A 21,436-nucleotide genomic window follows, 5' to 3' on the forward strand; every position below is an offset into this window, starting at 1 on the left:
ATGTCTGACGCTCTCTGGGCGGCACGTCTCGGCGACGGCCTGCTGCACACCTCGGCGATGGCCGACATCCTGGGAGGCGTGCTGGAAATCGCGGCCAACATCGCTATTACGGCCGTTGCCACTGCTGCGATTGTGGCCGCCACCGGAATTACAGTCGTAACCGGCGGGCTAGGCTGCTTTGTGCTGGGCGCCGTGGTGGGAATTATCGTCGGCATAGGCATGAGCAAGACGGGGGCGGACAAAGGGCTGACAAAAGTCTGTGACTGGATAGGCAGCGCGTTATTCCCGCCGGTGGTGATGGCAACAATCGCCACCGGCTCCCACAACACCTTCACCAACGGCATACCCTCTGCACGTGCCGCAGGCGCCATCGGCCCGGTCAGCTCGCAACCTGCCGAAGGTGGTAGCCCCGAAGAGGCTAGCTACCTTGATATGGCCAAGGGTTTCTTCTCGCAGATGTGGCGACCCACCGTAGCGGTTCCCGCACCAGGCGCAGTACCGAAACCGCTGGATATTGTGATTTGCACCAAGCATCCGCCAATGCCGCCGCAGTTTATTGCCGAAGGCTCCAGCAAGGTCACTATCAACGGTCAACCGGCCGCCCGCAGCGGAGACCGAAGCACCTGCGACGCATCGATTGTCGAGTCGGGGATGATCTCCAGCAACGTGCGTATTGGCGGAAGCCCGGTGGTGGTCCGCGAGATCCGCAGCGGCAAGACACCCGGTGTCGGGCTGGCAGTGACCGCACTATTGATGCTGCGCGGTGGCGGCTCGAAGTTCTTCAGCAAGCTGCCATGCATGGTCGTTGGTGGACTGGTGTCGTGGGGCACCAGCCAAGTGACCAATGCCATTACCTCTGCAGTAGCAGGCTCGCCCAACCCGGTACACAGCTCCACTGGCGCGAAAATTCTTGATGGGGAAGAGGATCTGGACTTCGCCCTACCCGGCCTGCTCCCTATCGAGTGGCAGCGCTACTACAGCAGCCGGGACGAGCGTCGCGACGGTCTGTTCGGTGCCAGCTGGAGCGTGATCTACGAGGTCTGCGTCGAGATTGGCGTACACCCCGAAGGTGGGGAACGGCTGGTCTATACCGATGAGCAAGCGCGACAGATCGACATGGGCGTCATCCCGCTGGGCGGTGCCGTATTCAGCGCAGGAGAAGGCTTGAGCGTACGGCGCAATACCAATGGCCAGCTACTGATTGAAAGCGTTGATGGGCTCTATCGGCTATTCGAACCAACGCCAGGCACCGCCTCACGCCTGCGCCTTAGCCAATTGGGGGATCGCAACGACAACCGAATCTTCCTCGACTATGACATTCAGGGTCGGCTGAGCCACTTACGAGATACGTTCGACCATGTGCGTGTCGAACTTGTTTACAGCCAGCAATGGCCTGCGCGAGTGGAGCAAGTCGAGCGGCTATACCCCGATCACAGCCGGGAAACCCTTGTCAGTTACAGCTACGATTCTCGCGGCGACCTGGCCGAAGTTCGCGATACCGACGCAAACGTGCAACGCCGCTTCTCCTATGACAACGGCCAGCGCATGGTCGAGCATCAACTGCCCACCGGGCTGCGTTGTTACTACCAATGGGGCTGCGTGGACGGCAGCGAATGGCGCGTGGTGCGGCACTGGACCGATGAGGGTGACGAATACCTGTTCGACTATGACCTGCCGGCCGGTGTGACGCGCATTACTGATGGCTTGCAGCGTCTCAGCACACGCCGCTGGAATTCGCAGTACCAGATCACTGAGTACACCGACAACCTGGGAAAGACTTGGCAATTCGAATGGAATGAGGAGCGTCAGTTGCTCAGCGCGACTGACCCACAAGGCGGCAAATGGCAGTTCGGCTACGACGAGTCCGGCAACCTGTGCAGTACTCAGGATCCGTTGGGGCGTATCGAGTCGACGTTGTGGCTGGAGCATTGGTCGCTGCCGTTGGTGGAGACCGATGCGGCAGGCCACGCGTGGCAATATCAGTACGACCAGCGGGGCAATTGCGTCAGCGAAGTCGACCCCTTGGGACATGCCACACGTTATCGCTACGACGCCTTTGGTCAGGTGGTGGAAATCATCGATGCCACGGGGAGGAGCAAAACCCTGCGGTGGAATGAAACCGGACAGTTAATCCAGCATATCGATTGCTCGGGGTATCCCACGGCGTTCGAGTACGACCGCCAGGGCCATTTGCAGGTGGTCGTCGACGCCTTGGGTGAACGGCAGCGCTATCGACACGACGGCCAAGGCCGGCTGTTGCAGACCGAAATGCCGGACGGCCGCACCGAACAGTACCTGCGCGACACCAGCGGTCTGTTGATCGGCTATACCGATGCAGCGGGTCACACCACCCGCTACCAATACGGGCGCCGCGGGCAAGTGCGCCAACGAATAGATGCACACGGCCGGCAGATTGAGTTCCGCTACGACGCCTACGGACACCTCCAAACCCTGACCAATGAAAATGGTGAGAGTTACCGCTTTACCTGGGACCCGTGCGACCGCCTCGTGGAGCAACAAGACCTCGACGGCAGCGCCCGACGTTATGCCTATGACCTTCTGGATAACGTAGCCGCCGTTGAGTACGTGCCCACCGGGCAAACACCTGAGCCTTCAATTGTGCATCGACTCGAACGAGATGCAGTGGGCCGCATGCTGTTGAAACAAACCGATGATGGTCGCACCGAATACGCCTACGACCCGTTGGACCAACTCACCGCTGTCACCTTCATCGGTAATGACGAAACCAGCCAGGCACTGGCCTTCGCCTACGACGCGCGCGGCCAGTTGCTCATCGAACAAAGCGCCGCCGGCAGCCTGAACTACCACTACGATGAGCTCGGCAACCTCATCCAGACGCAGTTGCCCGACGGCCGCTGGCTCAACCGCCTTTACTACGGCAGCGGCCACCTGCACCAGATCAACCTCGACGGCCGCGTCATCTGCGACTTCGAACGCGACCGCCTGCACCGTGAAGTCCTGCGTACCCAAGGCCAGATCACCACACGCAGCGAATATGACCGCAGCGGCCGCCTGCGCTCACGGGTGCGGCGCCCCAACGGCAAACCCGTGCAACTGCCGGCGGGCCAGCAAAAGCATTTCGACTATGACCCGGCCGATAACCTGATCGGCCGCCTGGAGCGTGACCGGGAAAAACACCGAGACCAACGCCAACTGCTGCACTACGACGCCACTGGACGCATTATCGCCAGCCAGGACAACACCCAGGGCCAGCGAGAAACTTTTGCCTACGATGCGGCTGCGAATCTGCTGGACGGTCCGCCAGCCAATGCGGGCCTTGTGGTGCATAACAAGCTGTTGACCTATCAGGACAAGCGTTATCGCTATGACGGTTTCGGTCGAATGATCGAAAAGCGCAGTGCCGCGCGTGGCGTACAGTATTTCGCCTATGACGCTGAGCATCGCCTGATCGAAGTGCGTAGCCAGAAGGATGGGCGCGAAACGGTCGTGAGAATGACCTATGACCCGCTCGGACGACGCATCGCTAAAACCGAACATGACAGCAACGGTTATCCGTTGGGTGAAACCCGCTTTGATTGGGAGGGGTTGCGCCTGTTGCAGGAACATCGGCACAGCCAAACCAGCCTCTATATCTATGAAGAAGATGGCTATGCACCGCTGGCTCGCGTGGATGGTGCGGGCGAGCATCAAAGTGTGCGCTATTACCACAACGACCTGAACGGATTGCCTGAGCAACTGACCGAAGCTGATGGGAAAACGGTGTGGCAGGCGCGGTATCAGGTGTGGGGGAATGCGGCCGAAGAAGTGCGTGAGGCGTACTTTATCGAAGAGCAGAATTTGCGGTTCCAGGGGCAGTATCTGGATCGGGAGATTGGGCTGCACTACAACACGTTTCGGTTTTATGATCCGGATGTGGGGAGGTTTACTACCCGAGATCCAATAGCCTTGGTGGGAGGTCTGAACCTCTACCAATACTCACCGAACCCAATTGGTTGGATCGACCCACTTGGCTGGGAAACCTGCCGACTGTCCAAAAACGATAAAGCGAAGATGGGCCCTAAACCGAAGGCGCACGAAATGACGAACCCGCATCGTCACCATATCGTGCGCGAAAAAGCACCCAAGAATTGGACGGACAGCAATCGTCGCTATGTGGCACATGCCCAAGGCATTCTCAAGAAATTCGGTATTGGCCTGAATGACGACCCGCGCAATTTTGTGTGGGCACCCAACGGTAGTGGAAACCATACAATCGCAGCATCGAGAAAGGTCTCTGAAGCCCTTGCTATAGCCCGCAAAGGCGGTAAGAGCGAGGTAATTAAGACGTTACAATCCATGGGCAAAGAAATGAGAAAGGGAGTGTTTCTAGATGACTAGCCTAGAGAAAACATATGGTGAGGACGCCCCCCTTATTCGAGAACTTTATGCTCATATCGAATCCGGGGATCTTGCCTTTATACGTACCGAGTTAGCCAAACGCCCGCAGCTTATTCAGCCTCCTAGTTTGAATCTAGTCAGTTACCCTGGCCTCCTTCATCACGCTGCCGAATATAACCAACTTGCCATATGCCAATTGCTAGTTGAGCTGGGTATCGATATCAATCAACCCACCGTAGGCTCAGGAAACACGACGCCGCTAGCGGTGGCGGCCGAAAATGGGCACCTAGAAATCGTTCGATGGCTATTGGAGGCTGGTGCAGAGGTCGACGGTTCACCTCTCTCGGTGACATCGCCCCTGATAGCAGCCGTCACGTTCGGACAGGCTACGGCTGTTGATCTATTGCTGGAGCACCATGCAGACGTCAATCAACTGCACGCCAAATTCAACCGAACCGCCTTGGATCTAGCTCGATCTTGGAATTTCCCGAAGATAGCCGAACGCCTTGAAACACAGGGAGCTGTTTCTGCGATTGAAAAAGATGCCAACGAAGAATCAATTCCCGGCGCCCCTATAGTCAGCTTTGTTAGTGAAACAGCCGGCTGGGTGCTCCCTGAAAAAGTCACTCCCCAACTGCAAGGTGCGGGCGTGAAACTCAGAGTCAGTTGCATCGCCGATAAAAACGACTACAAGCTACTGTTCACCCTGGGGCTGTTTACGCAAAAGCCACGAACAGAACTTTTTATCTGCCTGCCTGGGAATTGGCGGATGCCCAGACAAGGCTTTGCTATCGAAAGTCCCTGGATGTTTCCTCAAGGCCTACTTTCTGAGCTTTCAAAACGTACAATGGAAAAGGCTCCTTTATCTGAGGGCCAAATCATATTGCGCTCAGAACCATGCTTAAGCTCGCTGGGCTGGCCAGCCGATATTGACGCGCTGGTTGTCGTGGACAAGATCTGGACTACAAATTCTGAGGTCGACCATCACGATGACTCGGTAAAGCTCTTCGTTTTGGTGCCACTTAAATTGCCGAAGAAAGGACCACCAGAAGGTACCGCCCTGGACACCCTTCTTGAGAAGAAACGTAAGGCCAGCTGGAAAAGCATTGCGCTAACCTCACCATTACAATTTTGATATGAGAAAACGGCATAGGAGAACGGGGCAATTTATTTAGCTTTCTAAATTGATTAGCCCCCTCACCCAATGAGGCGCTCGACTTCGCCTACGACGCTCTCGGCCAACTGCTTGCCGAACAGAGCTCGGCGGGCAACCTGCACCACCACTACGACGAACTCGGCAACCTGATCCAGCCCCAACTGTCCGAAGGCCGCTGGCTCAACCGCCTGTACTACGGCAGCGGCCACCTGCACCAGATCAACCTCGACGGCCGCGTCATCTGCGACTTCGAACGCGACCGCCTGCACCGTGAAGTCCTGCGTACCCAAGGCCAGATCACCACACGCAGCGAATATGACCGCAGCGGCCGCCTGCGCTCACGGGTGCGGCGCCCCAACGGCCAACCCGTGCAACTGCCGGCGGGCCAACAAAAACACTTCGACTATGACCCGGCTGACAACCTGATCGGGCGCCTGGAGCGGGACCGCGACGCTGGACGGGACAATCGTCAGTTGCTGCACTACGACGCCACCGGTCGCATCATTGCCAGCCAGGACAACCTGCAAGGTCAGCGCGAAACCTTCGCCTACGACGCCGCCGCCAACCTGCTGGACGGCCCACAGGCCAATGCGGGCCTGGTGGTGCATAACAAGCTGTTGACCTATCAGGACAAACGCTACCGCTACGATGGTTTCGGTCGAATGATCGAAAAGCGCAGTGCAGCGCGTGGCGTACAGTATTTCGCCTATGACGCCGAGCATCGCCTGATCGAAGTCCGCAGCCAGAAAGACGGTCGCGAAACGGTCGTGAAAATGACCTACGACCCGCTCGGACGACGCATCGCTAAAACCGAACATGACAGCAACGGCTACCCGTTGGGTGAAACCCGCTTTGATTGGGAGGGGTTGCGTCTGTTGCAGGAGCACCGACATAGCCAGACCAGCCTCTATATCTATGAAGAGGACGGTTATGTACCGCTGGCTCGAGTGGACGGCGCGGGCGAGCATCAAAGTGTGCGCTATTACCACAACGACCTGAACGGATTGCCTGAGCAACTGACCGAAGCTGATGGGAAAACGGTGTGGCAGGCGCGGTATCAGGTGTGGGGGAATGCGGCCGAAGAAGTGCGTGAGGCGTACTTTATCGAAGAGCAGAATTTGCGGTTCCAGGGGCAGTATCTGGATCGGGAGATTGGGCTGCACTACAACACGTTTCGGTTTTATGATCCGGATGTGGGGAGGTTTACGACGACGGATCCGATTGGGTTGGCGGGAGGCGGCAATCTTTACCAATACGCTCCTAACCCGACGGGTTGGATAGACCCCTGGGGCTGGGCCTGTTCCTCAGCACAAAGGAGGCAGAATAAAGTCAACGGTAAAGCCGCTGAAAACCTGGTGCATCAGAAGCTATTAAATAATCCCAAAGTGACCGTGCTCGGTACACAGGTTTATGTCAAAACTCCAGGTGCAGGGAGAGGCCGCTACGTAGACATTTTGATAAAAAATAACAAAACAGGGAAAGTTGTCGCAGTTGAGGTCAAGTCAGGTGGTGCTGTACGGTCTAAAGCCCAGCTTGCAAAAGACAAAATCATCGCCGATGGGAAAGGCATATTTGGTAATTCTGGAAAAAGCACAAAAGGCGTAACCGTTAGCGAAGCCAGGGTTCCACTATGGAGGTTGCCGTAATGACTGAGACTGTAAAAGATATATTGAAGTTAATGACCTCATTCTTAGCAGAACCCTTTGCGAAACATGGGTACGCGCTAAAAAAAGGCAGATGTTTTGAAACGAATGGCGAGCGTGGCCGAATTCGTCGCTACACGATAAATCTATCCAAGAGTAAGGGATGGTTTTCTCTCCACTTGACGCTTCAGATAGTGGACCCAGCGCTGATGACGTGTGTGAACAACGTCCTTAATAAAGCACTCCGAGACGAACGGTTTGAATATCCGGAAAACTGGTCCCAGTCTATTATCGAGAAGACTATTAAAATCCGAACTTCCAACTATGTTGTCGCCGAACTGACGGACTGGCGGCCACTAAAAAATCCCGGCGAAACGCTTGAGAACTTCAATGAGCGTTTTTCAGTATGGTTGTATTCATTTGACAGCCTGGATGAAAAACCTGACTGGAAAGAGCAGTTGCTGACCAGTATTGGATTAGCCCAATGTTGGTTTGACGAAGCAGATTCGGAAGACTGGATTCGCACCAACACTGATTATCCTGCTCTTTATTTGCTATATAGCGAAGGTCTAAATCAGAAATTTGAAGACAAATACAAAGCTGTGCTGAGTTCCTCTGAAGACCCAAATGAAGTGGAACTGTTTTACCTGCATCTGTCTTGATAGCCAGAACAACACCCAAGGTCAACGGGAAACCTTCACCTACGATGCCGAGCATCGCTTGATCGAAATCCATAGCGAGAAAGATGGATGCGAAACGCGTCGTGACATTGATCCACTCGGGCAGCGCATCGCTAAAACCGAACATGACAGCAACGGTTATCCGCTGGGTGAAACCCGCTTTGATTGGGAGGGGTTGCGTCTGTTGCAGGAGCACCGACATAGCCAGACCAGCCTCTATATCTATGAAGAGGACGGTTACCTGCGTAAGGGATGCGGAAGATGAGCCTGATTAAAATCGTTGATTTGATAGAGAATTCTGACTGCACGACAACGCCTTCTACTGGGTTGCCGAGCAATCTCGTCCCCGATGACTTGGCCGATTTTTATAAGCATTACAGCAGCGCTGTTTTCTATCCAAAGGCACAGTACAGCTTCACAATTCTGGCGCCAGAGCTTGAACGTTCCGACTTTGTCGTTATGAACGAAGACTTGGACGACCCAGACTCAGCTAACTGGTACGCGCTCGTTAAATGTGAGGATCAAATAATTTCAATTGACCTGAAACCCGGCCCGCAATTTGGCTATTGCTACGACTCGTTCTGGGACAGTTACCCAACGGCCGACGAGAGCACACTGATCGCAAAATCATTTACTGAACTGGTTGAGAAAATCATTAAATCTGGAGGTAAAAGCCTATTTTGGATACCAGGCCACACTTGATAGTAAGCCAGACGATATGACCCGATGGCCGCTGGCTCAATCGCCGGTACGACGGCAGCGGCCACCTGCACCAAATCAACCTCGACGGCCAGGTGATCAGCGACTTCGAACGCGACCGCTTGCACCGCGAGGTCCTCAGAATAAGGGGACGTATTTATTTAAGAATCGTGTCCCGTCCCTTTCTCCGCTTAAACGCTGATGGCCCCCGAGAAACTTGAAAACTCCATTGCACAAGAATTAAAGCAGTTCAAACTGAGCCATTTTCCGGATCACTCGCTTGTGTGATTAACCAGCAAGGCCCCCACAAAAAATGGGCACCCAACCCAGTCGGCGTGCCCATTTTTTATACCACCCAGCCCCCTGTCGAGACGGTACTGCAATTACGCGTTAACAGTGTCTTTCAGCGATTTACCCGGTATGACAGTAACGGCTACGTCCTTGGGGAGACCCGCTTCACATGGGGCGGTTTGCAATTGCTGCTTGAGAACCGTAACCAGCAGACCAGCCTGTACTTATACGAAGGCAGTGGCTACCAACCGTTAGCACGCGTTGACGGTGTAGGTACGTTGTCGAAAGTGCGTTATTACCACAATGACCTCAATGGCCTGCCCGAACTGCTGACCGAGTCCAACGGGCATGCACTATGGCAGGCCAGTTACCGCGTATGGGGTAATACGGTAGAAGAAATCCGGGAACCTTATTACATCGAAGAACAGAACCTGAGGTTTCAGGGGCAGTACTTCGATCGAGAAACGGGACTGAATTACAACACGTTTCGATTTTATGACCCCGACATCGGCCGGTTCACCACGCCTGATCCGATAGGGTTGGCGGGAGGAATCAATCTTTACCAGTATGCTAAAAATCCTGTCGGATATATCGATCCGCTAGGCCTGACGCCAGTTGACGCTCCTGGCTACAACGTATACGGCCTGTATGATCTGGACATAAATGGTAAGCCTGTCGGCGACCCCTATTACGTGGGCATCACCAACGACCTTGATCGAAGAACGGCAGAACATGTTGACTCTGGAAGGCTGACCGGAACGAGAAAAACCGGTTTGATCCCGATTGATGAGGACATCACTTATGAACAAGCCTATATCGAACGCTATCAAACCAAGAACGGGATAATCGGCGAAAGCCCATCGGCCACCAACCGAGGCAATAAATACAACTCCTTCGATCACGACAACACCACGCGTGAACGAGGTCGCCATAAGTACTTTACAGGTGCCTATAACAGCAAAAATTCCGGCCCAGGAAAAAGAGGAGGAGGAAAATGTCGTTGAGTAATTTCAAATTATTCGGCTGGGAAAAAAAGCCAAGAACGGTACTGCGCTCAATCAAGCCTGGGGATGTCTTCTGCTTTGAAGTGAGTAAAGGCCGTTACTGCTTCGGACGGATAATTGCCAAAGTCAGCGTCGGACACACAGCAGAAATTTATGACCTGTTTCTGCCTGAACCCACTGTTTCGGAGCAACAGATAAGCGCCGCAAAGAGAATAATTCCACCCGTTGTGCTGGACAGTTATGGTCTGTTCGATAAAAAAATATCGGGCGAGTGGCGAATCATCGGTTCAGGCCCCGAATTTATCCCTGGCGGCGTAGACAACTTTTATTTCGTTTATGGTGCAGAAGAAAACCGTAAAAAAGTCGACATATTTGGCAACACCAGCCCTGTCTCAAATGCTGCGTCACAGGACTACCCCGCCTACAGCCCAAAACAGGACGATCAAATAAAGTTCATGCTTGGCGCTTAGTTTCAATGGTACCCCCACAAAAAATGGGCACCCGACCCAGTCGGCGTGCCCATTTTTCCTACCACCCCGCCCCCTGTCGAGACGGCACTGCTTACGCGTTGACGGTGTCTTTCAGCGATTTACCCGGTTTGAATGCAACGGTATTGCTCGCCTTGATTTTCACAGGCTCACCGGTTTGCGGGTTTTTGCCGGTGCGGGCGCCACGATGGCGTTGCAGGAAGGTGCCGAAGCCAACCAGGGTGACGCTTTCCTTGCGGTGCAGGGCGCCGGTGATTTCTTCGAGAACGGCGTTGAGGACGCGGTTGGCCTGTTCTTTGACACGGATCCTGCCGGCCATAGCACCATTGGGCTGGTACCGGAAATAGCTGTAAAACCCATTATTCATCGACTCAAGCGTGATGCAATGGGGCGCTTGAGCGCCAAGGTGACAGATGATGGTCACACCCAATACCCCTACGATGTGTTGGACCAACTGACTCGCGTCCACTTCATGGACACGAGCGGTCATTCACAGACACTGGGGTTCTCGTACGACGCTCTCGGGTAAATGCTGGAAGAACGGAGCCAAGCGGGCTCGTTGCAAAATCACTACGACGAACTGGGGAACCGGATCCAAAGCAAACTGCCCGATGGGCGCTGGATCAATCGCCTACATTACGACAGTGGTCATCTGCATCAGATCAACCTCGACGGCCACGTCATCAGTGACTTTGAGCGCGACCGCCTGCACCGTGAAGTACTGCGCACCCAAGGCCAGATCAGCACCCGCAGCGAGTACGACCGCAGCGGCCGCCTGCGCTCACGCCAACGCCGCCACACCAGCCAGCCGGCGTTGGTACCGGCGGCGATACAGAAGCACTTCGAATACGACCCCGCCGACAACCTGATTGGCAAACTCGACCAGCAACCCACCACGCAGCATCGCCAACTGCTGCATTACGACGCCACCGGCCGCATCATCGCCAGCCAGGACAGCCTGCACGGCCAACGCGAAACCTTCGCCTACGACGCCGCCGCCAACCTGCTCGACGGCCCGCAGGCCGCTGCCGGGTTGGTGGCGCATAACAAGCTGCTGACCTATCAGGACAAACGTTATCGCTATGACGCGTTTGGGCGGATGATCGAAAAACGCAGCGGCGCCCGAGGCGTACAACACTTTGCGTACGACGCCGAAAGCCGGCTGATTGAAGTGCGTAATGAAGGCGGCAGCGTAGTGCGCATGGCCTACGACCCACTGGGCCGGCGCATCGGCAAGACCGAACACGGCAGCAATGGTTATCCACTGAGCGAAACCCAGTTCCTGTGGGACGGCTTGCGTCTGTTACAGGAGCAAAAGCACAGCCAGACCAGCCTTTACGTCTATGAAGACGAAGGCTACCAACCCCTGGCCCGCGTCGATGGCATCGGGGAGCTGCAAAAAATTCGCTACTACCACAACGATCTCAACGGCCTGCCGGAGCAACTGACAGAGGCTGATGGGCACACCCTGTGGCAGGCGACTTATCGGGTGTGGGGCAATACCGTGGAGGAGGTGCGGGAGCCTTACTTTATTGAAGAGCAGAACCTAAGGTTTCAGGGGCAGTATCTGGATCGTGAGATCGGATTGCACTACAACACCCGACGCTTCTACGATCCCGACATAGGCCGCTTTACCACTCCCGACCCGATAGGTTTGGCTGGAGGCCTCAATTTCTACACTTATGCACCTAACCCTGTCGGCTATGCTGACCCTCTGGGACTCGCAGTTGACCCGCTGGTAAAACTGAAAGATCGCGGCTACACAGGCGTTACGAAGACCCCCGGCGGAGGGCTCGACTATTCAAACAGCAATGCGCTTTACAATAAAAAACCCGGTGTTAATCCAATTGTCAGAATTGAATACACTGGTGACTATCAAAAAGACGAAGAGCTCGCCAACAAAGCGGCAAAATTGAATCAAAAGCGCGCACCGGCCGGGCATGTCTGGCACCACCTGGATGATTACGACCCGGAGACCAACAAAGGCACTATGCAACTAATTAAAAAAGATGCTCATAACGGCATAACCCATAAAGGTGGTGCCGCCCAATACAAAGCAGCGACAGGCAAGGCTTACACCCACCCAGGTCGCTTTAAGAGTAGAACAAAGGGAGCACCCAAATGCGGCTGAAACTTGAAGACTCCAAACAGGCTCTTTCTGTACAGGAACTGAACGAGTTCCAAGAAATATTCCACGTGCAATTACCGACGGCCTTTAGACAGTTTTATCTAAAGCATAATGGCGGTGATCTATCCGACAGCAATGACGACAATGATTTTTTTTTGGGCGGTTTTACACCTATCAAATATGGTGACGCACCTGTCGAAACGATCTATAGAGATTTAACTGACGATATTCCATCGCTAAAACAAATGATCCCCTTTGCTTATGACAGGGTCGGAAACTCATTTCTCCTGTCAGTAAAGGAGAATGACTTTGGATACATTTATATTTACTTGATGGACGAAGAGGAGCTTGCATTTGTTTGCGAATCATTTGAAGAGTTTATGAGTGAGCTCACAAACGGATAGAAGCGTTGCACTTGTTCGGGTAGATAGGTCCGCGCCCCGTATGCTGGCGCTGTTCAACATAGCCGGATGGTACGTCCCCACAAAAAATGGGCACCCAACCCAGTCGGCGTGCCCATTTTTTATACCACCCCGCCCCCTGTCGAGACGGTACTGCAATTACGCGTTAACGGTGTCTTTAAGCGATTTACCCGGCTTGAATGCAACGGTATTGCTCGCCTTGATTTTCACAGGCTCACCGGTTTGCGGGTTTTTGCCGGTGCGGGCGCCACGATGGCGTTGCAGGAAGGTGCCGAAGCCAACCAGGGTGACGCTGTCCTTGCGGTGCAGGGCGCCGGTGATTTCTTCGAGAACGGCGTTGAGGACGCGGTTGGCCTGTTCTTTGGTGAGATCTGCTTTTTCAGCGATGGCGGCTGCGAGTTCTGGTTTACGCATGTGTGAAGCCTCTTTGACGGTTTTTTGTTGTTATGTCCGTGCTGCTCTCTTCTGGAGCAGCGCCCAAAGCGCCGCAGGCTCTACTCTGCGGCAGACGGGAGTGAGGATGGCATGCCCTCGCACGCTCCGCCAGTCTCGCGGCGACCTTTCTGAGGGTAGGAATGTGCTAATTCCGACAGAACGACCGGCATTTACGCCAGTAAAGGCGGAAGTTCTTTGTTGAGGGCCAGTTTTTCCATCACCGCCGTGCCCGTCAGCGCATAACCCAGCAGGCGACCGCTGGCGTCGCGGCACAGGGCCTTGATGTCGGCGCCCTGGCCTTCGACGCTCCAGACGCCTTCGGTGCCCCTTGGCGGCGGCGAAACCACCAGCGGGCAGACCGGGGTTTTCACGGTGACGGGCATCGGGCCGTAGCTGACGGCGGTGGCATTGCCGGCCAGGGTTTGGGCCAGAGCGCGGGCGCAGGTCATCAGAGGCATGACGTACAGCAGGTTCAGGCCGTCGACCTCGGCGCAGTCGCCCAGGGCGTAGATGTTGGCGTGGGAGGTCTTGAGGTGACGGTCCACCATGATCCCACGGTTGATTTGCAGGCCCGCGGCGGCAGCCAGGTCGATACGTGGGCGCAGGCCGATGGCCGAAACGACCAGATCGCAGGGGATCACTTCACCGTCAGAAAGGTGCGCTTCCAGCCCGTCCGCCGTGCGCTGCAGGCGGTTGAGCACCGGCCCCAGGTGGAAACGCGCCCCCAGGCCTTCCAAGCCAGCTTGTACAGCGGCAGCGGCTGCCGGGTGCAGCAGGGTTGGCATCACTTGCTCGCACGGAGCGACCAGGTCGATTTCATACCCGCCAAGGATCAGGTCATTGGCGAATTCACAGCCGATCAAGCCGGCGCCGAGCAGCAGCACGCGGCGTTTGCCAGCAGCGGCAGCGCGAAAGCGTGCGTAGTCTTCAAGGTCGTTGATCGGGAAAATCAGTTCCGCCGCGTCGCCTTCAACCGGGACGCGTACGGTTTCTGCACCCCAGGCCAGGATGAGGTCACGGTAAACCACCGCTTCCTCGCCGATCCACAGGCGTTTGTGGCCCGGGTCGATGCCGCTGACACGGGTGTGAGTTCGCACTTCGGCCTTGAGTTGCTCGGCCATGGCGCCCGGCTCAGCCATGCTAAGGCCGTCGGCCTCCTTGTTTTTGCCAAAGCCTGTGGAGAGCATGGGCTTGGAGTAGGAGCGCCCGTCATCTGCGGTGATCAGCAGCAAGGGGGTTTCGCTGTCGAGCTTGCGAAACTCCCGGGCCACGTTATAACCGGCCAATCCTGTGCCGATGATCACGACAGGTGCGTTCATTCCATTCTCCTTGTAGTACGTTTCTTAAATTCGGGATTAAGCGATTTCGATCATTTCGAAATCCATTTTGCCCACGCCGCAATCCGGGCACAGCCAGTCTGCAGGGACATCTTCCCAACGAGTGCCGGGCGCAATGCCGTCATCCGGCCAGCCGTCGGCTTCGTTGTAGATAAGGCCACAGACGATACATTGCCACTTCTTCATTACTTGCTTCCTCAGGTTCAGGCGTCTTGGCCGGCGGTCGTTGGATCCAGCGTTGCCGCGCGGCTCAGGGCGTTTTGTACTGATCGGGGCCGGCAGATGCAAGCGCGATCGACGCAAGGTGCCGGTTGAGCCCGGCAAAAGCCCAGGGTGCCATGGTAAGCTCGCCGCCTCTTTTGCTGCCAATACTGACTCACCGTGCCGCACTCAATCGCCCTCCCCGATGCTTGCCAATGGCTGATCCAGAGCCGTTTGAGCCCTCTGCCTACACCATTGACCCTCAATTGGCTGTTCGATGACGGCTCGCTGACACGGCGGCTGACAGGGCTGTCCAACGACGGTTTCAGCGTAACGCCACTGTTCGAAGGCTGGCAGCCGCTGCGAGACGACGAGTGCGCCGCCCTGGACTTGGCCCCGGCCACTGTCGGCTGGGTGCGCGAGGTGTACTTGCGTGGGCACGGTCAGCCGTGGGTGTTTGCCCGCAGCGTGGCGGCGCGCAGTGCCTTGCAGGGCGATGGGCTGCACATGGATGAACTGGGCAGCCGCTCCCTGGGCGAGTTGCTGTTCTGCGATCAAGCCTTCACGCGCCAGGCAATCGAGGTGTGCTATTACCCACGGCAATGGCTGCCGACAGCCGATCAGGCGGATGGGCTATGGGCACGCCGCTCACGTTTTGATCGTGGATCGCTAAGCGTGTTGGTAGCGGAAATCTTCCTGCCGGACTTCTGGCACGTGCTGCATGAACATCCGGAGAACTGCTGATGTACCAACGTCTGCTCAAATCCCTGAACCGCCTGAACCCGAGGGCCTGGGACTTTATTCAGTTGACCCGGATGGACAAGCCCATCGGCATTTACTTGCTGCTGTGGCCGACACTTTGGGCGTTGTGGATTGCGGGCAAGGGTTCTCCCTCTTTCATCAATATTGTGATTTTCGTGTTGGGCGTGGTGCTGACCCGGGCGGGCGGCTGTGTGATCAATGACTGGGCTGACCGCAAGGTCGATGGCCATGTGAAGCGTACCGAGCAGCGCCCACTGGTGAGCGGAAAGATCAGCTCCAAAGAGGCGCTGGTGTTTTTTGCGGTGCTGATGGGTATCAGTTTCCTGCTGGTGCTGCTGACCAACGCCACCACGATCCTGTTATCCCTTGGTGGATTGGCGCTGGCGGCGAGCTACCCGTTCATGAAGCGCTACACCTATTACCCGCAAGTGGTGCTGGGCGCGGCGTTCTCCTGGGGGATGCCGATGGCCTTCACCGCCGAGACCGGCAGCCTGCCCGCTGCTGCGTGGCTGTTGTACATCGCCAACCTGCTGTGGACGGTAGGCTACGACACGTATTACGCGATGACCGACCGTGACGACGACCTGAAGATTGGCGTGAAATCCACCGCGATCCTGTTTGGCGATGCCGACCGCGTGATCATCCTGACCCTGCAAAGCCTGGCACTGGTGTGCCTGTTGCTGGCGGGGACGCGGTTTGAGTTGGGCGGATGGTTCCATCTGGGGCTGCTAGCTGCGGCGGGGTGTTTCGCTTGGGAGTTCTGGTACACCCGCGACCGGGACCGCCTGAAATGCTTCAAGGCGTTTTTGCACAACCACTGGGCCGGGTTGGCAATTTTTGTTGGGATTGTGGCGGATTACGGGTTTCGATGAGGGGCCAGGCCCCTCACCGAGAGTGGCCTGAATCAGGGCTTGGCGACTTTCCAGGCGCCGTCCATTTTGCCGTCGCCGGTCATGTCGCCGGCCTTTTTATCCATGACGAAGGTATAGAGCGGCTTACCGTTGTAGGCCCACTGGCTCTTTTGGTCATCACGGGTGATCACAGTCCATTTGCCCATTGGCTTGTCGGTAGACTCGGCCATCAACGGCGGCCAGTTAGTCGCGCACTTGTCGTTGCACATGGATTTGCCATCGGCATCCTTGGCAAAGGTATAGAGCGTCATTTCCTTGTGATCCACCAGCATCCCGTCTTTGGTCATCGCCGGCTCCGCCGCGAACGCCAGGGTCGGCAGCGTCAACGCGGCCGTTACCAGCAGGGCTTTCCAGGAAACAGTACGGTAAGTCATAGGAACCTTCCTTTTGTGGTTGTCAGGATTCGGACCCAAAGGGTAGTCCAGAGTGCCGTGATTTGCCCAAGCGACTAAATTACTGTCACACGACTGCAATAATTCCGTTATCTAATGCGGCGCAAGACAGTTAAATGACAAGAGGATTTTTGAGCATGGTTGGCAGGAGCATTCTGATTGTTGACGACGAAGCGCCCATCCGCGAGATGATCGCCGTTGCGTTGGAAATGGCCGGCTATGACTGCCTGGAGGCTGAGAACTCCCAGCAGGCCCATGCCATTATCGTCGACCGTAAGCCGGACCTGATCCTGCTGGATTGGATGCTGCCTGGCACTTCCGGCATCGAACTGGCCCGCCGCCTCAAGCGTGATGAACTGACCGGGGATATTCCGATCATCATGCTCACCGCCAAGGGCGAAGAGGACAACAAGATTCAGGGCCTGGAAGTGGGCGCTGATGACTACATCACCAAACCCTTTTCCCCACGGGAGTTGGTAGCGCGCCTGAAGGCGGTATTGCGCCGCGCCGGCCCGACCGATGGCGAAGCGCCGATTGAAGTCGGCGGTCTGATTCTCGACCCGATCAGCCACCGCGTCACCATCGACGGCACACCGGCCGAGATGGGCCCGACCGAATACCGCCTGCTGCAATTTTTCATGACCCACCAGGAACGCGCCTACACCCGTGGCCAGCTGCTGGACCAGGTGTGGGGCGGCAATGTGTATGTGGAGGAGCGCACCGTTGACGTGCATATCCGCCGCCTGCGCAAAGCCTTGGGCGACGCCTACGAGAATCTGGTACAAACCGTGCGCGGCACTGGCTACCGGTTCTCCACCAAAAGCTGAGCCAACCCTTCTACTTCCTTAACAGCTGACAAGGACGCATGTTTAAGTGAACCAGAACTGGCATGGCACCCTGATCCGCCACATGCTTCTTTTGATCACCGGCTGCCTGTTGGTCGGGCTGATCAGCGGCTACTACGGCTGGAGCCTGGCCATCGGCATCGGCCTGTACTTGGGTTGGACCCTCAAGCAACTGCTGCGTCTGCACGAATGGCTGCGCCAGCACAAACCCGACGAAGCACCACCCGACGGCTACGGCCTGTGGGGCGAGGTGTTCGACAGTATTTACCACCTGCAACGCCGCGACCAACGGGTACGCGGTCGCCTGCAAGCGGTGATCGACCGGGTGCAGGAGTCCACCGCCGCGCTCAAGGACGCGGTGATCATGCTCGACAGCGACGGCAACCTGGAATGGTGGAACCGTGCCGCCGAGACCTTGCTGGGCCTCAAAACGCCCCAGGACAGCGGCCAGCCGGTGACCAACTTGGTACGCCACCCGCGCTTCAAGGAATACTTCGAGCAGGACAACTACGAAGAAGCCTTGGAAATCCCCTCGCCGACCAACGACCGTGTGCGCATCCAGCTGTACCTGACGCGCTATGGCAACAACGAGCACCTGATGCTGGTTCGCGACGTAACGCGCATCCACCAACTGGAGCAGATGCGCAAAGACTTCGTCGCCAACGTCTCCCATGAACTGCGCACGCCGTTGACGGTGATCTGCGGCTATCTGGAGACGCTGCTGGATAACGTCGACGAGATCAACCCACGCTGGAGCCGTGCCCTGCAGCAGATGCAGCAACAAGGCTCGCGCATGCAGACCCTGCTCAACGACCTGCTGTTGCTGGCCAAGCTTGAAGCCACCGATTACCCCTCGGACAATCATCCGGTGGCGGTGCAAAGCCTGTTGCAGACCATCAAGAATGACGCGCAGGCCCTTTCCGGCGAGCGCGGGCAGCAGATCAGCCTGGAAGCCGATCCACAGGTGTTGCTCAAGGGCAGCGAAGGCGAATTGCGTAGCGCGTTCTCCAATCTGGTGTTCAACGCCGTGAAGTACACACAGGACAAAGGCGCCATCCGCATCCGCTGGTGGGCCGACGAGCAAGGCGCGCACCTGAGCGTGCAGGACTCCGGCATCGGCATCGACGCCAAGCACTTGCCTCGCCTGACCGAGCGTTTCTACCGTGTCGACTCCAGCCGCAACTCCAACACCGGCGGCACCGGGCTGGGCCTTGCCATCGTCAAACATGTGCTGCTGCGCCACCGAGCGCGCCTGGAAATCAGCAGCGTGCTGGGACATGGCAGCACCTTTACCTGCCATTTTCCGCCGGCGCAGGTGACGCGTTCGCGGGCGATCGCCGCAGATGAATAACCCGAAGACGACACAAAGATAATGTGGGAGGGGCTCCTCGCCCCCGATGGCGGTGCGTCAGTTAAGTTATCTGTAACTGATCCGCTCCTATCGGGGGCAAGCTCCCTCCCACAGTAGACTTGCATCATTTTGGAGGCCGTATTCCGCCCCCGCCCGGCAGCGGGTACTAGGCAAGCGCCCCGCCAGCCGCTACATTGGCCGACTTGCGCCTGCCTCTCGGGCCTGCCTGTCACCCCTTATTGAACACATGGAACCTGCAAAACCCAATCATGGACCCTTCCCCTGGTATCACCCTCTCTACACTCTTCGCCGACTTCGGCATGATTCTTTTTGCTCTGATCCTGGTACTGCTCAACGGTTTTTTCGTTGCGGCGGAATTTGCCATGGTCAAGTTGCGCTCCACCCGAGTCGAGGCCATCGCCCACACCAACGGCTGGCGTGGACAGATCCTGCGTACCGTACACAGCCAGCTCGACGCTTACCTGTCGGCCTGCCAGCTGGGTATCACCCTCGCCTCCCTGGGCCTGGGTTGGGTCGGTGAGCCGGCGTTTGCGCACATCCTTGAACCGATGTTGGCCGCCGTGGGCGTCGAATCGCCGGAAGTGATCAAGGGCGTGTCGTTCTTTGCGGCGTTCTTCGTGATTTCCTACCTGCACATCGTGGTCGGTGAGCTGGCGCCCAAATCCTGGGCCATTCGCAAACCCGAGTTGCTGTCGCTGTGGACGGCGGTGCCGCTGTACTTGTTCTACTGGGCCATGTACCCGGCCATCTACCTGCTCAACGCCAGCGCCAACGCGATCCTGCGCATCGCCGGCCAAGGCGAGCCCGGCCCGCACCATGAGCACCATTACAGCCGCGAAGAACTCAAGCTGATCCTGCACTCCAGCCGTGGCCAGGACCCTAGCGACCAAGGCATGCGCGTATTGGCCTCGGCCGTGGAAATGGGCGAACTGGAAGTGGTCGACTGGGCCAACTCCCGCGAAGACCTAGTGACACTGGAATTCAACGCACCGCTCAAGGAAATCCTCGCACTGTTCCGCCGCCACAAGTTCAGCCGCTACCCGGTGTACGACAGCGTCCGCCAGGAGTTCGTCGGCCTGCTGCACATCAAGGACTTGCTGCTGGAGCTGGCCGAACTCGACCATATCCCCGAGTCGTTCAACCTGGCCGAGCTGACTCGCCCGCTGGAGCGCGTGTCGCGCCACATGCCGCTGTCGCAGTTGCTGGAGCAGTTCCGTAAAGGCGGCTCGCACTTCGCCGTGGTCGAAGAGGCCGACGGCAACATCATCGGCTACCTGACCATGGAAGACGTGCTGGAAGTGCTGGTCGGCGATATCCAGGACGAACACCGCAAGGCCGAACGCGGCATCCTGGCCTACCAGCCGGGCAAGCTGCTGGTACGTGGCGATACCCCGTTGTTCAAGGTGGAACGCCTGCTCGGCATCGACCTGGACCATATCGAAGCCGAAACCCTGGCCGGCCTGGTCTACGAAACCCTGAAACGGGTGCCGGAAGAGGAAGAAGTGCTGGAGGTTGAAGGCCTGCGGATCATCATCAAGAAGATGAAAGGACCGAAGATCGTACTGGCCAAGGTATTGATGCTCGATTGACCCTCAATTGCCCAACGCAAAGTTGGGCAATGCGCCCACCGGCTGGTTGAACTCATACGGGATCGACACCAGCCCTGCCTCGGTGGCGCGCTGTACCACAAAGTGCAGGTGCGGCCCGCTGCTGTTGCCGGTATTGCCCGACAACGCCAGCGGACTCCCCACCGCCACGCGCTGCCCTACCCTCACACTGACCGACCCCTGCTTCAGATGCAGGTACACCCCCTCGGTGCCGTCATCATGCTGCACCCGCACAAAATTCCCCGATGCATCATTGCCCCGCCCGGCCTGCTCGTTCTCGGTCTTCACCACCACGCCACTGCGCGCGGCGATGATCGGCGTGCCTTCGGGCATGGCGATGTCCATGGCGTAGCGGCTCTTGACGTCGGTGTGGCTGAAGCTGCCGCTGGGACCTTGGGTCAAGCGGAACGGACCGCCGCGCCAGGGCAAGGGGTAGCGGTAGGCTTGGGGTCGATAACGGGGGGTTGGCCTGTCGAGCATTGGACGCTCGACCTTGCGTTCCTGGATCACAAACGCCTGGGCGCCGGGGGTTTGCCGGTCGCTGAAAAACACCACGCCATTGGCGTCAGTGGATTTGTAGAGGGTCATGGCCAAGGTCGAGGTGGTGACCGTGGCCAACCCGCAGCAGATCAAAAGACGAAGGAGCATGGCGCGAACCTGCCGGGATGACTGAGCGGCAGGTTAGCAAGGGTTAATGACAATCT

17 protein-coding genes and 4 pseudogenes are annotated in these 21,436 nt (G+C 57.1%); 15 read left to right on the forward strand and 6 right to left on the reverse strand.

Annotated elements, in window-relative coordinates; all coding sequences use genetic code 11:
- The 8 genes and pseudogenes from G9Q84_RS05960 (at position 1) to G9Q84_RS05995 (ending at position 10,302) form a co-directional block, all read left to right on the forward strand.
- Positions 1–4,359 carry an RHS repeat-associated core domain-containing protein gene (locus G9Q84_RS05960; protein ID WP_181643023.1) on the forward strand — a complete coding sequence of 1,453 codons (4,359 nt, stop codon included), beginning with the start codon at positions 1–3 and terminating at the stop codon, positions 4,357–4,359.
- The gene (locus G9Q84_RS05965) at positions 4,352–5,494 is read left to right on the forward strand and encodes an ankyrin repeat domain-containing protein (RefSeq protein ID WP_181643024.1); all 1,143 of its coding nucleotides are present in this window, start codon (positions 4,352–4,354) and stop codon (positions 5,492–5,494) included. The genes G9Q84_RS05960 and G9Q84_RS05965 overlap by 8 nt, the downstream gene beginning before the upstream one ends.
- 71 nt (positions 5,495–5,565) lie before the next feature.
- Positions 5,566–7,161, forward strand: a pseudogene (locus G9Q84_RS05970) (RHS repeat-associated core domain-containing protein); the annotation flags it as partial.
- Positions 7,161–7,820, forward strand: a complete 660-nt coding sequence (locus G9Q84_RS05975) for a hypothetical protein (protein ID WP_181643025.1) — start codon at positions 7,161–7,163, stop codon at positions 7,818–7,820. The pseudogene G9Q84_RS05970 and the gene G9Q84_RS05975, both read left to right, overlap by 1 nt.
- Before the next feature lie 28 nt (positions 7,821–7,848).
- A pseudogene (locus G9Q84_RS05980) lies at positions 7,849–8,079 on the forward strand (hypothetical protein); the annotation flags it as partial.
- A 20-nt stretch (positions 8,080–8,099) separates the two neighbouring features.
- Positions 8,100–8,540, forward strand: a complete 441-nt coding sequence (locus G9Q84_RS05985) for a hypothetical protein (RefSeq protein WP_181643027.1) — start codon at positions 8,100–8,102, stop codon at positions 8,538–8,540.
- A gap of 416 nt (positions 8,541–8,956) precedes the next feature.
- Positions 8,957–9,832 (forward strand): annotated as a pseudogene (locus G9Q84_RS29975) (RHS repeat-associated core domain-containing protein); the annotation flags it as partial.
- The gene (locus G9Q84_RS05995) at positions 9,823–10,302 is read left to right on the forward strand and encodes an Imm26 family immunity protein (protein WP_181643028.1); all 480 of its coding nucleotides are present in this window, start codon (positions 9,823–9,825) and stop codon (positions 10,300–10,302) included. The pseudogene G9Q84_RS29975 and the gene G9Q84_RS05995, both read left to right, overlap by 10 nt.
- Before the next feature lie 91 nt (positions 10,303–10,393).
- Here G9Q84_RS05995 and G9Q84_RS06000 read toward each other — a convergent pair whose 3' ends face one another.
- Positions 10,394–10,639 (reverse strand): HU family DNA-binding protein, encoded by a 246-nt coding sequence (locus tag G9Q84_RS06000; protein ID WP_181643029.1) that lies wholly within the window; start codon positions 10,637–10,639, stop codon positions 10,394–10,396.
- Between the two features lie 15 nt (positions 10,640–10,654).
- Between G9Q84_RS06000 and G9Q84_RS06005 the strand changes: the two are divergent.
- Positions 10,655–12,451: pseudogene (locus tag G9Q84_RS06005) on the forward strand (HNH endonuclease signature motif containing protein); the annotation flags it as partial.
- Positions 12,442–12,852: an SMI1/KNR4 family protein gene (locus G9Q84_RS06010; RefSeq protein WP_032884445.1), complete on the forward strand. Its 411-nt coding sequence runs from the start codon at positions 12,442–12,444 to the stop codon at positions 12,850–12,852. The pseudogene G9Q84_RS06005 and the gene G9Q84_RS06010, both read left to right, overlap by 10 nt.
- 156 nt (positions 12,853–13,008) lie before the next feature.
- On the opposite strand, the gene G9Q84_RS06015 is transcribed toward G9Q84_RS06010, so the two are convergent.
- The 3 genes from G9Q84_RS06015 to G9Q84_RS06025 form a co-directional block, all read right to left on the reverse strand.
- Positions 13,009–13,284: an HU family DNA-binding protein gene (locus G9Q84_RS06015; RefSeq protein WP_003176958.1), complete on the reverse strand. Its 276-nt coding sequence runs from the start codon at positions 13,282–13,284 to the stop codon at positions 13,009–13,011.
- Positions 13,285–13,475: 191 nt separating this feature from the next.
- Positions 13,476–14,624 carry an NAD(P)/FAD-dependent oxidoreductase gene (locus tag G9Q84_RS06020; RefSeq protein WP_032884446.1) on the reverse strand — a complete coding sequence of 383 codons (1,149 nt, stop codon included), beginning with the start codon at positions 14,622–14,624 and terminating at the stop codon, positions 13,476–13,478.
- Between the two features lie 36 nt (positions 14,625–14,660).
- Positions 14,661–14,828, reverse strand: a complete 168-nt coding sequence (locus G9Q84_RS06025; RefSeq protein WP_032884447.1) for a rubredoxin — start codon at positions 14,826–14,828, stop codon at positions 14,661–14,663.
- A gap of 195 nt (positions 14,829–15,023) precedes the next feature.
- Between G9Q84_RS06025 and G9Q84_RS06030 the strand changes: the two genes are divergently transcribed.
- Positions 15,024–15,587, forward strand: coding sequence for a chorismate--pyruvate lyase family protein (locus G9Q84_RS06030; RefSeq protein ID WP_181643030.1), 564 nt, complete (start codon positions 15,024–15,026; stop codon positions 15,585–15,587).
- On the forward strand, positions 15,587–16,477 hold the full coding sequence (ubiA, locus tag G9Q84_RS06035) for a 4-hydroxybenzoate octaprenyltransferase (protein ID WP_032884449.1): 891 nt from the start codon (positions 15,587–15,589) through the stop codon (positions 16,475–16,477). The genes G9Q84_RS06030 and ubiA overlap by 1 nt, the downstream gene beginning before the upstream one ends.
- Before the next feature lie 32 nt (positions 16,478–16,509).
- Here ubiA and G9Q84_RS06040 read toward each other — a convergent pair whose 3' ends face one another.
- Positions 16,510–16,890, reverse strand: coding sequence for a COG4315 family predicted lipoprotein (locus G9Q84_RS06040; protein WP_032884450.1), 381 nt, complete (start codon positions 16,888–16,890; stop codon positions 16,510–16,512).
- Positions 16,891–17,045: 155 nt separating this feature from the next.
- On the opposite strand from G9Q84_RS06040, the gene phoB reads away from it, so the two are divergent.
- From phoB to G9Q84_RS06055, 3 genes are all read left to right on the forward strand, one after another.
- Positions 17,046–17,735 carry a phosphate regulon transcriptional regulator PhoB gene (phoB, locus tag G9Q84_RS06045; protein WP_032884451.1) on the forward strand — a complete coding sequence of 230 codons (690 nt, stop codon included), beginning with the start codon at positions 17,046–17,048 and terminating at the stop codon, positions 17,733–17,735.
- Between the two features lie 82 nt (positions 17,736–17,817).
- Positions 17,818–19,104 (forward strand): phosphate regulon sensor histidine kinase PhoR, encoded by a 1,287-nt coding sequence (gene phoR, locus G9Q84_RS06050; RefSeq protein ID WP_185160015.1) that lies wholly within the window; start codon positions 17,818–17,820, stop codon positions 19,102–19,104.
- A gap of 269 nt (positions 19,105–19,373) precedes the next feature.
- On the forward strand, positions 19,374–20,714 hold the full coding sequence (locus G9Q84_RS06055) for a hemolysin family protein (protein ID WP_032884453.1): 1,341 nt from the start codon (positions 19,374–19,376) through the stop codon (positions 20,712–20,714).
- A gap of 3 nt (positions 20,715–20,717) precedes the next feature.
- On the opposite strand, the gene G9Q84_RS06060 is transcribed toward G9Q84_RS06055, so the two are convergent.
- Positions 20,718–21,380, reverse strand: a complete 663-nt coding sequence (locus G9Q84_RS06060) for a M23 family metallopeptidase (protein WP_032884454.1) — start codon at positions 21,378–21,380, stop codon at positions 20,718–20,720.
- Positions 21,381–21,436: the final 56 nt, after the last annotated feature.

The organism is Pseudomonas sivasensis, assembly GCF_013778505.1.
GTDB lineage: Bacteria > Pseudomonadota > Gammaproteobacteria > Pseudomonadales > Pseudomonadaceae > Aquipseudomonas > Aquipseudomonas sivasensis.